At 64.3% G+C, this 13,979-nt stretch carries 10 protein-coding genes; 8 read left to right on the top strand and 2 right to left on the bottom strand.

Annotation, left to right across the window (positions count from 1 at the left end; genetic code table 11):
* Positions 1 to 6: 6 nt before the first annotated feature.
* Positions 7 to 2,517, bottom strand: coding sequence for a heavy metal translocating P-type ATPase (locus P9230_RS23375; RefSeq protein ID WP_278120870.1), 2,511 nt, complete (start codon positions 2,515 to 2,517; stop codon positions 7 to 9).
* A 194-nt stretch (positions 2,518 to 2,711) separates the two neighbouring features.
* On the opposite strand from P9230_RS23375, the gene P9230_RS23370 reads away from it, so the two are divergent.
* The 6 genes from P9230_RS23370 (at position 2,712) to P9230_RS23345 (ending at position 12,184) form a co-directional block, all read left to right on the top strand.
* Positions 2,712 to 5,516: a [protein-PII] uridylyltransferase gene (locus P9230_RS23370; protein ID WP_127325612.1), complete on the top strand. Its 2,805-nt coding sequence runs from the start codon at positions 2,712 to 2,714 to the stop codon at positions 5,514 to 5,516.
* A gap of 46 nt (positions 5,517 to 5,562) precedes the next feature.
* Positions 5,563 to 7,170: a murein biosynthesis integral membrane protein MurJ gene (gene murJ / locus P9230_RS23365; protein WP_278120869.1), complete on the top strand. Its 1,608-nt coding sequence runs from the start codon at positions 5,563 to 5,565 to the stop codon at positions 7,168 to 7,170.
* 172 nt (positions 7,171 to 7,342) lie between these two features.
* Complete coding sequence (gene trpS / locus P9230_RS23360; RefSeq protein WP_095799470.1) at positions 7,343 to 8,410, top strand: tryptophan--tRNA ligase; 1,068 nt, start codon at positions 7,343 to 7,345, stop codon at positions 8,408 to 8,410.
* A 102-nt stretch (positions 8,411 to 8,512) separates the two neighbouring features.
* On the top strand, positions 8,513 to 9,004 hold the full coding sequence (locus P9230_RS23355) for a universal stress protein (RefSeq protein WP_067003529.1): 492 nt from the start codon (positions 8,513 to 8,515) through the stop codon (positions 9,002 to 9,004).
* 216 nt (positions 9,005 to 9,220) lie between these two features.
* On the top strand, positions 9,221 to 11,470 hold the full coding sequence (locus P9230_RS23350) for a glycogen debranching N-terminal domain-containing protein (protein WP_127325074.1): 2,250 nt from the start codon (positions 9,221 to 9,223) through the stop codon (positions 11,468 to 11,470).
* 144 nt (positions 11,471 to 11,614) lie between these two features.
* Positions 11,615 to 12,184: a NifU family protein gene (locus P9230_RS23345; RefSeq protein WP_067003527.1), complete on the top strand. Its 570-nt coding sequence runs from the start codon at positions 11,615 to 11,617 to the stop codon at positions 12,182 to 12,184.
* A gap of 173 nt (positions 12,185 to 12,357) precedes the next feature.
* On the opposite strand, the gene P9230_RS23340 is transcribed toward P9230_RS23345, so the two are convergent.
* Entirely contained in the window at positions 12,358 to 12,975 is a 618-nt protein-coding gene (locus tag P9230_RS23340; protein ID WP_067003525.1) for a L,D-transpeptidase, read from the bottom strand.
* Positions 12,976 to 13,198: 223 nt separating this feature from the next.
* Between P9230_RS23340 and cueR the strand changes: the two genes are divergently transcribed.
* Both cueR and P9230_RS23330 read left to right on the top strand, forming a co-directional pair.
* A complete protein-coding gene (gene cueR / locus P9230_RS23335; protein WP_067003523.1) occupies positions 13,199 to 13,588 on the top strand; it encodes a Cu(I)-responsive transcriptional regulator in 390 nt (129 codons plus the stop codon).
* An 85-nt stretch (positions 13,589 to 13,673) separates the two neighbouring features.
* Entirely contained in the window at positions 13,674 to 13,976 is a 303-nt protein-coding gene (locus tag P9230_RS23330; protein WP_067324300.1) for a DUF1330 domain-containing protein, read from the top strand.
* Positions 13,977 to 13,979: the final 3 nt, after the last annotated feature.

Below are 13,979 nucleotides of genomic sequence, written 5' to 3'. Positions count from 1 at the left end.
CGTCGCTCAGAGTTTCAACGTTCTCAGCCGCAGCGCGTTGCCGATCACCGAGACCGACGACAGGCTCATCGCCGCCGCCGCGATCATCGGCGACAGAAGCATACCGGTGAGTGGGTAGAGCACTCCGGCGGCGACCGGCACGCCGAGCACGTTGTAGAGGAAGGCGAAGAACAGGTTCTGGCGAATGTTGCGGATCGTCGCCTGGGCCAGTGTGCGGGCTCTGACGATGCCGTTGAGATCGCCCTTGACCAGCGTGATGCCGGCGCTTTCGACCGCGACGTCCGCGCCGGTGCCCATGGCGATGCCGACATCGGCTCCGGCAAGCGCCGGCGCATCGTTGATGCCGTCGCCGGCCATGGCGATGCCGGCGCCCCTGGCGCGCAGTTCGTCGACAAGTGCCGCCTTCCGATCCGGCAGCAGCCCGGCGCGGACCTCGTCGATGCCGAGCCTGCCGGCGATCGCTTTTGCCGTGCGCTCGTTGTCGCCGGTCGCCATGATGATCCTCAAGCCCTTGTCGTGCAGCGCCTTGATCGCCTCGGCCGTGGTTGCCTTGACCGGATCGGCGACGGCAACCAGGCCGGCAAGCTTGCCGCCGACGGCAACGAACATCGCCGTCTTGCCTTCGGCCTGCAGCGCCTCCGCGCTGGCGGAAACGGGCGCGGTGTCGACGCCGAGGTCGGCCATCATCGCCGCATTGCCGAGCGCAACCTTCCTGCCGGACACGATGCCGGCAACGCCCTTGCCGGTTATCGCCTCGAAGTCCTCGGCACCTGCAAGCTTGGCGCCGCGTTCGGCGGCACCTTCGACGATCGCCTCGGCGAGCGGGTGTTCCGAGCCCTTTTCGAGCGTCGCGGCGAGCGCCAGCAATTCATTCTCCGCAATGCCTTCGGCGGCGACGACATCGGTCAGCCGCGGCCGGCCCTCGGTCAAGGTGCCGGTCTTGTCGACGATCAGTGTGTCGACGGAGGCGAAGCGCTCCAACGCCGCCGCTTCCTTGATCAGCACGCCGGCATGCGCGCCGCGGCCGGTCGCGGTCATGATCGACATCGGCGTGGCCAAGCCGAGCGCGCAGGGACAGGCGATGATCAGCACCGACACCGCCGACACGATGGCGAAGGCCAGGCTGGGCTCGGGGCCGAAGAGCGACCATACAATGAAGGCGATGATCGCCACCAGCACGACAGCCGGCACGAAGTAAAAGGAAACTCGATCTGCCAGCCCCTGGATCGGCGCGCGCGAGCGCTGCGCCTTGGCGACCATTTCGACGATGCGCGAAAGCGTGGTCTCGGCGCCGACCTTTTCGGCACGCATGATGAGGGAGCCGTTCTTGTTGAGCGTGCCGCCGGTGAGCGAATCGCCCTCCGACTTCTCGACCGGCAGCGGCTCGCCGGTGATCATCGATTCCTCGATGGCCGAGCGCCCCTCGAGCACGATGCCGTCGACCGGCACGGCATCACCGGGACGGATACGGAGCCTGTCCCCGGTCTTGACGCTGTCGAGCGGCACGTCCTTTTCGGTCCCGTCGGCGCCGATCAGGCGCGCCGTCTCTGGGGCAAGGTCGAGCAAGGCGCGAATGGCCGAGCCCGTGCGCTCGCGGGCTCTGAGTTCCAGCACCTGGCCGAGGAAAACCAGCGCGACGATGACCGCGGCCGCCTCGAAATAAACCGGCACGCTGCCGTCATGGCCGCGAAATTGGTGCGGGAAGACATCCGGGAACAGCGTAGCGACAAGGCTGAAGAGATAGGCAGCGCCGACGCCGAGCGAAATCAGCGTCCACATATTGGGACTGCGGTTGAGCAGCGATTCCCAGCCACGATGGAAGAACGGAAACGCCGCCCACAGCACCACCGGGCTCGCCAGCGCCAGCTCTGCCCATGTCTTCGTGCGGCCGTCGACGAAGCTTTCGAAGCTGACGCCGAGCATCGGCGCCATTGCGATGATGAGAAGCGGCAGCGAAAGCACGGCGCTGACCCGGAAGCGGCGGGTGAAATCGACAAGCTCCGGATTCGGGCCTTCGTCGCCGGAGGGCACGCCCATCGGCTCCAGCGCCATGCCGCAGATCGGGCAGGAGCCGGGCCTGTCGCGGATGATCTCGGGATGCATCGGACAGGTGTATTGCGTGCCCTTAGGCATCGGCTGCGGCGCAGGCCGGCCGGCAAGGTACTTTGCCGGCTCGGCTTCGAACTCGTCCTTGCATCCGGCCGAACAGAAATAGAAACCCTGCCCCTCGTGTCGGACAAAATGCCTGGCGCTCGCGCGGTCGACATTCATGCCGCAGACGGGATCGGTGGCCGTCAGATATTTGTCCGGCTCGGCCTGGAACTTCGTGCGGCAGCGCTCGCTGCAGAAATGAAAGGTCCTGCCGCCATGCTCGGCCGCCGGCTTGCCGGCCGCCGGATCGACCGCCATGCCGCAGACGGGGTCGCGAATCACCGCTTCGGTCGCAGGCCGAGCATTCTTCCCCGAACAGCAGGATGCGCCGTGCGCATGATGATGGTTATGGTCGGAATGGGTCATCAGCAAATGCCTCGGAACTCTCGGACTGAGGCGGAGGTAGTCCTTCCAGTAACTGGAAGGTCAAGGGTCAGTTTCGATTTTTTAGTCTATAAAGTTGATCGGCTGAGCGTCGAACGCACCTTCCGCGTGATGGAATTCGGCCTGTCGCACGCCCCATACACAGCGCGAAGAAAACGCGCTATAGACGCCGCCGAATGCCCAAGATCTCCCTCAAACTCGACGAAATCATCGATGGCGACGCTTTGCGCCGCGACATGACTGCGCTGACGGCGCCGAGCGCAGGCGACGGCTCCGGCAAGGCTGCCCGCACAGCGGTTCTCCAACTGCTCAAGGGCAAGCTCGCGGAAGGGCGAACGATCGCCGAGGCGATGCTGAAGCAGGATGGCGGCGGCCATGCCTGCGCCGAGCGGCTGTCGCATCTGATGGACGAGCTGATCCGGGCGCTTTACGACTTCGCGGCCACCCACGTCTACCAGGTCAAGAACCGATCCGCCGCCGAGCGCATGGCGGTGGTCGCGGTCGGCGGCTACGGCCGCGGCACGCTGGCGCCGGGCTCCGACATCGACCTGTTGTTCCTGCTCCCTTACAAGCAGACGCCGTGGGGCGAGCAGATCGTCGAATACATGCTCTACATGCTGTGGGACATGGGGCTGAAGGTCGGCCACGCCACCCGCAACATCGAAGAGTGTCTGAGGCTCTCGCGCACCGACATCACCATCCGCACCTCGATCCTGGAAGCGCGCTTCCTGTGGGGCGAACGCAAGCTCTATGACGAACTGCTTACCCGCTTCGACCACGAAGTGGTGCGCACCACCGGACCCGAATATGTGCAGGCCAAGCTCGCCGAACGCGACGAGCGCCACGCCAAGGCGGGCGAGAGCCGCTATCTCGTCGAGCCCAATGTCAAGGACGGCAAGGGCGGTCTGCGCGATCTGCAGACGCTGTTCTGGATCGGCAAATACTTCTATCGCGTGCGTACCGGCCAGGAACTGGTCGAGAAAGGCGTCTTCACCGAAGCCGAGTATCGCGAATTCCAGAAGGCCGAGGACTTCCTGTGGGCGGTGCGCTGCCATATGCATTTCCTCACCGGCAAGGCGGAAGAGCGGCTGCATTTCGACATCCAGCGCGAGATCGCCGAGCGGCTGGGCTACACGACGCATCCCGGGCTATCGGCGGTCGAGCGCTTCATGAAGCACTACTTCCTCGTCGCCAAGGATGTCGGGGATCTCACCCGCATCTTCTGCGCCGCGCTTGAGGAAGAGCAGGCCAAGCATGTGCCCGGCTTCAACCGCATCTTCCTCACCTTCTCGCGGCGCAAGCGCAAGCTTGCCGGCACGTCCGACTTCATTGTCGACAACCACCGCATCAACATTGCCGACGACAGCGTGTTCGAACGCGATCCGGTCAACCTGCTCCGGCTGTTCTGGTTCGCCGACAAGCACGGGCTGGAGTTCCACCCCGACGCGCTGAAGCTGCTTACCCGGTCGCTCGGCCTGGCCAACAAGTCGCTCAGGCGCGACGAGGAGGCCAACCGGTTGTTCCTCGATATCCTGACCTCGGACCGCAATGCCGAGCTCAATCTCAGGCGCATGAACGAGGCCGGACTGCTCGGCAAGCTGATCCCCGACTTCGGCAAGATCGTCGCCATGATGCAGTTCTCGATGTACCACCATTATACGGTGGACGAGCATCTCATCCGCTGCATTGGCGTGCTGGCCGAGATCGAGCGCGGCGACGGTGCCAAGGTGCATCCGCTGTCGCACTCGCTGATGCCGGGGCTGAAGAAGAGCCGCGAGGCGCTCTATGTCGCGGTGCTCTTGCACGACATCGCCAAGGGCCGGCCGGAGGACCATTCGGAGGCCGGCGCCAGGATCGCGCGGCGCATCTGCCCGCATATGGGGCTGTCGGCCGCCGACACCGAGACCGTAGCCTGGCTGGTCGAAAACCATCTCGTGATGTCGATGACGGCGCAGACGCGCGACCTCAACGACCGCAAGACGATCGAGGATTTTGCCTCGATCGTGCAATCGGTGGAGCGGCTGAAGCTGCTTCTGATCCTGACCGTCTGCGACATTCGGGGCGTTGGGCCCGGCGTGTGGAACGGCTGGAAGGGACAATTGCTGCGCACGCTCTATTTCGAGACCGAGCTGCTCTTGACCGGGGGCTTCTCCGAAGTGTCGCGGGCCGAACGCACCTCCGCCGCGCGCGAGCGGCTGGCCGAGGCGCTTTCCGCATGGCCGGCGAAGGAGCGCAAGCGCTATGTCGCCCAGCACTACGAAAACTATCTGCTGACCGTCGACCTGCCCGACCAGTTGCGCCACGCCGAATTCGTCCGCGAGGCGGATGTGGCCGGCAGGAAGCTCGCCACCATGGTGAAGACGCATGAGTTCGAAGCGGTAACCGAGATCACCGTGCTGGCGCCGGACCATCCGCGCCTGCTGTCGGTGATCGCCGGCGCCTGTGCCGCGGCCGGCGGCAACATCGTCGATGCGCAGATCTTCACCACCTCTGACGGGCGGGCGCTGGACACCATTTTGATCTCCAGAGAATTCGATCGCGACGAGGACGAGCGGCGGCGGGCCGAACGCGTCGGCAAGCTGATCGAGGACGTGCTGTCCGGCAAGAGCTGGCTGCCCGAGATGATCGAGAAGCGGGCCAAGCCGAAGCGCGGCGCCAAGGCCTTCCGCATTCCGCCGCGCGCCGAGATCCGCAACACGCTGTCGAACCGTTTTTCCGTGATCGAAATCGAGGGGCTGGACCGGCCCGGCCTGCTCTCAGAGGTCACCGGCGCGCTGTCGGACCTTTCGCTCGATATCGCCTCGGCCCACATTACCACTTTCGGCGAAAAGGTCATCGACACCTTCTATGTCACCGACCTTACCGGCCAGAAGATCGACAGCCCGACGCGCACGGCCACGATCCACAAGCGGCTGATCGACACACTCGAAGGCAACGCGCCCGAACGCAACGGCAAGGCCAAGGCGGCGGCCGCCGAGTGATCATCACCATCCATTTGACGCAATTCCGCAGGCAGTCATCCTCCGCATGAGCCTTGTCAAAAAATTCGCCACCGTCGCCTCCGGCACGCTGATGAGCCGCGCGCTGGGTTTCGGCCGCGAGATGCTGATGGCGGCGGCCCTCGGCACCGGACCGGTCGCCGACGCCTTCAACGCCGCCTTCCAGTTTCCCAACACCTTCCGCCGGCTGTTCGCCGAAGGCGCCTTCAACGCCGCCTTCGTGCCGCTGTTCGCCAAGGAGATCGAAACGCACGGCACCGACGGCGCAAAGCGCTTCTCGGAGGAAGTGTTCGGCGTGCTGTTCTCGGCGCTTCTGACGCTCACCATCGCCATGGAACTGGCGATGCCGCTGATCGTCCGCTACCTGGTGGCGCCGGGCTTTGCCGACATTCCGGGCAAGTTCGAGACGACCGTCCGGCTGGCGACGATCATGTTTCCCTATCTGATCTGCATGTCGCTCGGCGCCATGATGGCCGGCATGCTGAACTCGCTGCGCCGCTATTTCGCCGCGGCCATCGCCCCCGCTTTCCTCAACATCATCCTGATCAGCGTGCTCGCCTATGCCTGGTATCATGGGCTCGACGCGCATGATGTCGGCTTCGGCCTATCCTGGGGCGTGCTGGCGGCGGGCATCGTGCAGCTCGCCATCGTCTGGGTAGCGGTGCGCCATGCCGGCATCTCGATCGGCTTCCGCCGACCCAAGATGACGCCGAACGTCAAGCGGCTCCTGATCCTGGCGCTGCCGGCCGCTATTACCGGCGGCATCACCCAAATCAACCAGCTGATCGGCACGGCGATTGCCTCCGGGCAGAACAGCGCCGTGTCATCGCTCGCCTATGCCGATCGCATCTACCAGCTGCCGCTCGGCGTCGTCGGCGTTGCGGTAGCGATCGTGCTGCTGCCGGAGCTGTCGCGGGCTTTGAAATCGGGCAATCTGATCGAGGCGGCCAATCTGCAGAACCGCTCGGTCGAGTTCACGCTGTTCATGACCTTGCCGGCGGCCGCGGCGCTTTGGGTGATGTCGGAGCCGATCGTGCGGCTGGTCTATGAGCGCGGCGCCTTCGCCGCCAACCATTCGACGCCGATCGTCGCCTCGATCCTGGCGATCTTCGGCCTCGGCCTGCCGGCCTTCGTGCTGATCAAGGCCTTCACGCCCGGCTATTTCGCGCGCGAGGACACGCGCACGCCGATGATCTTCGCCGCCATCTCCGTCGGCGTGAACGTCGCCACCGCGCTGAGCTTGTTTCCTTCGATGGGCGCGCCGGGCATCGCTGTCGCCTCGGCCGTCGCCGGCTGGGTCAACGCGGCTTTGCTGCTTGGCATGTTGATAAAGCGCGGCCACTGGGGTCGTGACATACCGCTCTTGAAGCGCATTCCCCGGCTGGTGCTGTCGGCTGTTGTGATGGCGGTCGCGCTCTATTTCGCCGAGCACTATTTCGCCGCGCGGCTCGGGCCCGGCTCGCCGCTGGTGGTGAAGGCGACGACCCTGTTCGCGCTCGTCGGCGGAGGGGCTGCGCTCTACTTCATCACCGCTTTCGGCACCGGCGGGGCCGATTTCGGCATGATCCGTCGGAATGTGAAGCGCGGCTCGGCGAAATCTGCGCCGCGGAAATCGAACACCGGCTTGGACGAATAACTCGAGCTGGCTTTCAGCAACACCGGTCTTGATCCCGCATTCGCCTTCGTCCATAAGCCCGCCGTCGCAAGACTTTCGCCGCGCGCGGTTTCCAGCCGCATGATTGGCTCCAAAAAGTCTGCAACTTTTTGGAATCATGCGTATACGGCCCTCCACAAGCCATGAGGAAATCATGTCCGCCTTCAAGCCCCTCGTCTTCTCGGGCGTCCAGCCGACCGGCAATTTGCATCTCGGCAACTATCTCGGCGCCATCAAGAAATTCGTCGCCCTCCAGGAACAGTCCGACTGCATCTATTGCGTCGTCGACCTGCATTCGCTGACGGCGCAGCTCGTGCACCAGGACCTTGGCGACCAGACGCGCTCGATCACCGCGGCCTTCCTGGCATCGGGCATCGACCCCAAGAAGCACATCGTCTTCAACCAGTCGCGAGTCATCCAGCACGCCGAGTTGGCCTGGATCTTCAACTGCGTGGCGCGCATCGGGTGGATGTACCGGATGACGCAGTTCAAGGACAAAGCCGGCAAGGATCGCGAGAACGCCTCGCTCGGCCTGCTCGCCTATCCAAGCCTGATGGCGGCCGACATCCTGCTCTACCGCGCCACCCACGTGCCGGTGGGCGAGGACCAGAAGCAGCATCTGGAATTGACCCGCGACATCGCGCAAAAATTCAACAACGACTTCTCGGAGAAGATCGCGGCGCTTGGCGTCGGCGTCGAGATGCAGGTCGGCGAAGAGACGGTCAATGGCTACTTCCCGATCACCGAACCGGTGATCGGCGGTCCTGCGGCGCGCATCATGAGCCTGCGCGACGGCTCGAAGAAGATGTCGAAGTCGGACCCGTCGGACCTGTCGCGCATCAACCTCACCGACGATGCCGACACAATCTCGAAGAAGATCCGCAAGGCCAAGACCGATCCGGAGGCCTTGCCGAGTGAAGTCGGCGGGCTGGAAAGCCGGCCGGAAGCCGAAAACCTGGTCGGCATCTATGCCGGCCTCGCCGAAATTTCCAAAGCCGACGTGCTGAAGGAATATGGCGGCCAGCAGTTTTCCGTGTTCAAGCCGGCGCTGGCCGACCTTGCAGTCGAAAAGCTCGCGCCGATCGCCTCGGAGATGCGCCGCATCGAGGGCGACCGCGCCTATGTCGACGCCGTGCTCAAGGACGGCGGCGAGCGCGCCCGCGCGATCGCCGAAGGCACGATGAAGACGGTGCGCGACATCATCGGCCTGTTGCAGGACTGATCGGTCCTCGCTGGTTGACTGGGATCGCCATACCGGCCGGCGGCTTGCCGCCGGTCCCTGGCGGTGGCAGATTGCGGCCGAATTGATACCTAGCGGACAGACATGGTTTCCAAACGCCTCAGCCGTGAAGCCGGACATCGCCGCAAATTCCTGGCGATCATCGACGATACGCCGGAATGCGAGCGCGCGGTCGCCTACGCATCGACGCGCGCACAGAGCACCAGCGGCGTGCTGGTCCTGCTCTATGTGATCGAGCCGGACGATTTCCAGCATTGGCTGGGGGTTGAGAAGATCATGCGCGAGGAAGCCAACGCGACCGCGCGCGCGGCGCTCGACACCTATGCCAGCAAGGTGCGCCAGAAGGTCGGCATCGAGCCGGAACTGGTGGTGCGCGAAGGCAAGCCGACCGAGGAAATCCACAAGCTCATCGAGGAAGACCAGGATATCGCCATCCTGGTGCTGGCGGCCGGCGCCGGCAAGGAAGGTCCGGGGCCACTGGTGAGTGCGGTGGCCGGCCGGGGCGCCGCCTTCCCCATCCCGGTTACCGTGGTGCCGCAGAACCTCTCCGACGAGGAAATCGAGAGCCTGGCCTGAATTGGGAAGGCCCCTCCTGCCCGATTGGAACGTCGCCGATCCGCAGATACACATCGATGTTATCAACCAGCCCATAGCCCTTGGCCCGTGTCGGCGGCGCGCCATTTGGAATGGTCACGGAAACGCCATTCCAAAGGAGCGCCGGTGGACGAATCAACCCGGAAAGCAGGGCGTAGCGGCACGTCAAAGCCGCGAAACGCTGGGACTGGATCACCGGTGCAGCCGCGCTCGCAGGCAGCGCGATCACAGCAAAAAGCCCGGCAGACGCCTGATGCGCAGCAGGAGCGCAGGCACCGCGTGCTCGCCAAGGGGCACCCGGCCATGGTGGACAGCATCGCCGGCGCGATTACGGTCAAGAATCTCGATCTCTACTATATCCTCGCTCCCGACGCCCAGATACCGGTGAAAGGCGAGCACGGCTTCGGGCTCTATTTCCACGACTGCCGTTTCCTCGGCGGCTATGAGATGACGCTGGGCGGTTTGCCGCCGATCGTGTTGGCCTCGACCGCGCAAAGAGGTTACGCCGCGCTTTTCGAACTGGCCAATCCCGACCTGCATTGCGATGGGGGGCGACTGATCCCCAAGGACGAGCTCGGCATCCGCTGGGAGCGCATTCTCGATGCGGAGCAAACATGTGTGCGAGAGGTTCTGACCATCCAGAATTTCGGCAACGAGCCGCATGGCTTTCCGCTGGCCCTGCACTTCGGCGCCGGCTTCGAGGACATTTTCAATGTGCGCGGACTGGTGCCGAAGAACCTCGGCAGGTGCGAGCGGCCTGCCTGGCGCGACGGCAGCCTCCACTTTGTCTATCACGGCGCCGACCACGTTCGCAGAACGGCAACAATCGGTTTCTTGCCGGCACCCGATGCCATGCACAGAACCGCGGCCGAGTTCCAGTTCGATGTTTCGCCAGGAGAAAGGCGCACCATCGCCATCACCATAGAATTGAGGGAACTGTCGGAAGAGCCGGAGGCCGAGCAAATGAGCCAGCACCCGGCGTTTGCTCTCGAGGGCTTTGCCGGGACGGTTGAGGCGGATACTGAAAAATGGCTGGAGCAACACACGAAGTTCGACAGCGACAGCCTGCTGCTCAACAGCATCATGGACCGTTCGCTGCGCGATCTCGCGGTGCTCAGGTCGGATCTTGGCAACAGGGAGTATTTCGCAGCCGGCGTGCCGTGGTACGTCGCGCTGTTTGGACGCGACAGCCTGATCGTCGCGCTCGAGATGCTCGCCTTCCAGCCGGAGATCGCCGCCCAGACGCTGCGCCTTCTAGCCGGCTATCAGGGACGTCGAACGGATCGATGGCGAGAGGAGCAGCCCGGCAAGATACTGCATGAGCTGCGCGTCGGCGAGCTCGCTCGCGCGGGCAATGTCCCACATGCCAGATTCTACTGCACGGTCGACGCGACCCCGCTCTTCCTGCTGCTTCTCGGCCGCTATGCCGCGTGGACAGGCGACGTGGGGCTCTTCCGCGAACTGCGGGAGCCGGTGGAAAAGGCCTTGGGCTGGATCGCCAAGGCCGGAGACGGGCATGGCGAAGGCTATGTCAAATACCGGACCATCTCGGAAAGCGGTCTCGTCAACCAGGGGTGGAAGGATTCGGCCGACGCGATCGTCAGGACCGACGGCAGCATCGCCAGGCCGCCGATCGCGCTGGTCGAGGTGCAGGGCTATGTGTTTGCGGCCAAGCATGCCATCGCCGATCTCTACGAACGCATTGGCGAGCGCAACAGCGCCAGGCAGGTTCGCGGCGAGGCCGAAAAGCTTCGGACACGGTTCAACCGCGACTTCTGGTGCGAGGACCTGGACACTTTCGCGCTGGCGCTCGAGGCGCGCGGCCGCCCGGTCGCGGTCGTTTCCTCCAACCCGGGCCATGCGCTGTGGACCGGTATCGCGGATCGGGGCAAGGGCCGCCGAACCGTGCGGCGGCTGATGCAGGACGACATGTTCAACGGCTGGGGCGTGCGCACGCTCTCGAGCGCGGAGCGGCGCTACAATCCCGTCGGATATCATCTCGGCACCGTCTGGCCGCATGACAATGCGCTGCTGGCGGCCGGCTGCCGGCGGTATGGCGAGGACGGCGCGGCGCTGAGGACCTTCACCGCCATTGTCGAAGCGGCGATGCACTTCCGCCATCACCGGCTGCCGGAGGCGATGGCGGGCTTTCAGCGCAACGATTTCCAGGTGCCGGTGCACTATCCCGTGGCCTGCCACCCGCAGGCATGGGCAGCGGGCGCGGTGCCGTTCCTGGTGACCACCTGCCTCGGCCTGGAGCCCGACGCCTTCGCAAACAGGCTGCGGATCGTGCGGCCGCGACTGCCCGATTTCGTCAGCCGCATCGAGCTTCGCGGGCTGCGGGTCGGCGAGGCAAGCGCCGACCTCGAATTCATGCGCACGGCGGACGGCGCCGAGGTGAACATCCAGAAGACGAGTGGACAACTCAGCGTGGAAGTCGGAGGATAGGCTTGCCGTGGCGAAGCGCTCCGCCGGGGCAAAAACATTCCGCCAGCCAGCCGTTCGGGCGACGCGTTTCGCTTGAATGTCCAGCCGATAGAGCCTATTTAGAACTATTCCAAACTATCGGCCCGGAAGGGCCTGGAGATATCCATGTTCATCCAGACCGAATCGACGCCGAACCCGGCGACGCTGAAATTCCTGCCCGGCAAGGAAGTGCTGCGCGACGGCACCGCCGACTTCCGCGACGCCGAAGGCGCCGCGCAGGCTTCGCCGCTGGCCGGCCGGCTGTTCGAGATCCCCGGCGTCACCGGCGTCTTCTTCGGCTACGACTTCATCACCGTGACCAAGGACGGTCCCGACTGGCAGCACCTGAAGCCGGCGATCCTCGGCGCCATCATGGAGCATTTCATGTCCGGCGCGCCGGTCATGGCTTCGGCGGCCCCGGCCAACGATGCCGGCCAGGCCGGCGAGTTCTACGACAAGGCGGATGAGGAGCTGGTGCTGACCATCAAGGAGCTGCTCGACACCCGGGTGCGCCCGGCGGTCGCGCAGGATGGTGGCGACATCACCTTCCGCGGCTTCGAGAACGGCACCGTGTTCCTGCACATGAAGGGTGCCTGTGCCGGTTGCCCGTCATCGACGGCGACGCTGAAGCACGGCATTCAGAACCTGCTTCGGCATTTTGTTCCGGAAGTGCAGCAGGTCGAGCAGGTCGCCTGATAATTCTGCTCCGCCGGCCGCCTGTTGCGGTTTCTGAGCTTCTCGGCGGAGTGAATTTTCTCCAACCGCAAAAACAAAAAACCGGGCCCCAACAGCCCGGTTTTCTGTCTTTGGACGTCTTGTTGTTGCCTAGACGGTCCGCGCACGCAAGCTTTTGTCCGCGGCCATCGTGATCACATCACGATGACCTTGGCGCCGACCGAAGTGCGGTCGTAGAGATCGATAATGTCCTGGTTCATCAGGCGGATGCAGCCCGACGACATCGCCTTGCCGATGGAGAACCACTCCGGGCTGCCATGCAGGCGGTAGCCCATGTCGCCGCCCTTGTTGAACAGATACATGGCGCGCGCGCCGAGCGGGTTCTTCAGGCCCGGCTCCATGCCGCCCGCGAATTTGGCGAGTTCGGGCTGGCGCTTGATCATCGGCGCCGGCGGCGTCCAGGTCGGCCATTCGCGCTTCAGCGCGATATGGGCGGTGCCGTGCCACTCGAAGCCCTCGCGGCCGACCCCGATGCCGTAGCGCATGGCCATGCCGTCACCCTCGACGAAGTAGAGGAACTTGTTCTGGGTGTCGACGATGATGGTGCCGGGCTTCTCGGGAGTGTCGTAGCGCACTTCCTGCCGGCGGAAGCGGGCCGGAACCTTCTCGATCGGGATGCGCGGCAGCTGATAGCCGGCATCGGTCATCGCGCCATAGTTGTTGGTGAAGATTTGCCCGCCAATGGTGCTGCACCCGCTGATCGCGGTCGACAGCGCAAGGGCGGCGACGATTGCAAACGACTTCAAGCGCATGAATAGGTCCGACGCCCCGCCTTTTATCAGCGGCACGAGTCGGCCGCTTTCTCACCATCATTCATGCTGGCATTTCTTTTGCTTGCCAAGCGTGCACTGCCTATATGCATGACCTTCCCTGCTGGTAAGTGCCGAACTGCGGCATTTCGGCAACAGGGGTCCCAGGATTGTGAAGTAAAATCAACGGGGCAGCCGGAAAGGCTGCCGGAGACAGGAGAGCGCCATGAATGTCGGTGATGCCGCCGAGCGTTCCGGCCTGCCGGCCAAGACCATCCGCTACTATGAGGAGATCGGCCTGATCCTGCCGGCGCGGGCCGAAAACGGCTACCGCGACTACTCGCGCGACGACGTGCACCGGCTGGCCTTCTTGCGCCGCGCCCGCAACCTCGGCTTTTCAATCGATGATTGCAGGCAGCTGATGGCGCTTTATCAGGACCGCGACCGCGCCAGCCATGACGTGCGCGAAATCGCCAGCGCCCATGTCAGGGCGATCGAGGAAAAGGTGCGCGAACTGCAGTCGATGCGCGCGACGCTACAGAAGCTGATCCACGCCTGCCACGGCGACGACCGGCCGGACTGCCCGATTTTGGATGACATGGCGGGGGCGGCGTGAAGTCGCCGACCGGAGCTAGACAAGTATCCGATCTCTATCTTAGCTCTTGAGCCAGAAACAAATCCTCGGCAGGAGTGCTCCACCCGTGAAGGGATACTGGCTCATCGTCGGCACCGAGATTTCGGATCAGGAAGCGCAAGCCGAATACGCCAGGCTTTGGAAGCCCATCGGCGAGAAGTATCAGGCACGCAGCAATCCTTCGAAAGTGCCGCCCCTGCTGGTGGAGGCGCGCGATGCCGGTCGGGTGATCGTCGTCCAATTCCCGTCATTGGAAGCTGCCAAGGCCTGCTATGACGACCCGGCTTACGAGGAAGCGAAGCGGTTTGCGCTGCAGGCGTCGAACCGCGTGCTGCTCATCTTCGAAGGGGATCTGGGGGAGGCTGGATGAGGC

This window comes from Mesorhizobium sp. WSM4887 (assembly GCF_029625865.1).
Taxonomy (GTDB): Bacteria; Pseudomonadota; Alphaproteobacteria; order Rhizobiales; family Rhizobiaceae; genus Mesorhizobium.
This window is presented reverse-complemented; position numbering and strand designations above follow the sequence as displayed.

Coding starts and splice junctions, on each gene's coding strand:
- P9230_RS23375 (WP_278120870.1), bottom strand. CDS start 2,517: ATGACCCATTCCGACCATAACCATCATCATGCGCACGGCGCATCCTGC.
- P9230_RS23370 (WP_127325612.1), top strand. CDS start 2,712: ATGCCCAAGATCTCCCTCAAACTCGACGAAATCATCGATGGCGACGCT.
- murJ (WP_278120869.1), top strand. CDS start 5,563: ATGAGCCTTGTCAAAAAATTCGCCACCGTCGCCTCCGGCACGCTGATG.
- trpS (WP_095799470.1), top strand. CDS start 7,343: ATGTCCGCCTTCAAGCCCCTCGTCTTCTCGGGCGTCCAGCCGACCGGC.
- P9230_RS23355 (WP_067003529.1), top strand. CDS start 8,513: ATGGTTTCCAAACGCCTCAGCCGTGAAGCCGGACATCGCCGCAAATTC.
- P9230_RS23345 (WP_067003527.1), top strand. CDS start 11,615: ATGTTCATCCAGACCGAATCGACGCCGAACCCGGCGACGCTGAAATTC.
- P9230_RS23340 (WP_067003525.1), bottom strand. CDS start 12,975: ATGCGCTTGAAGTCGTTTGCAATCGTCGCCGCCCTTGCGCTGTCGACC.
- cueR (WP_067003523.1), top strand. CDS start 13,199: ATGAATGTCGGTGATGCCGCCGAGCGTTCCGGCCTGCCGGCCAAGACC.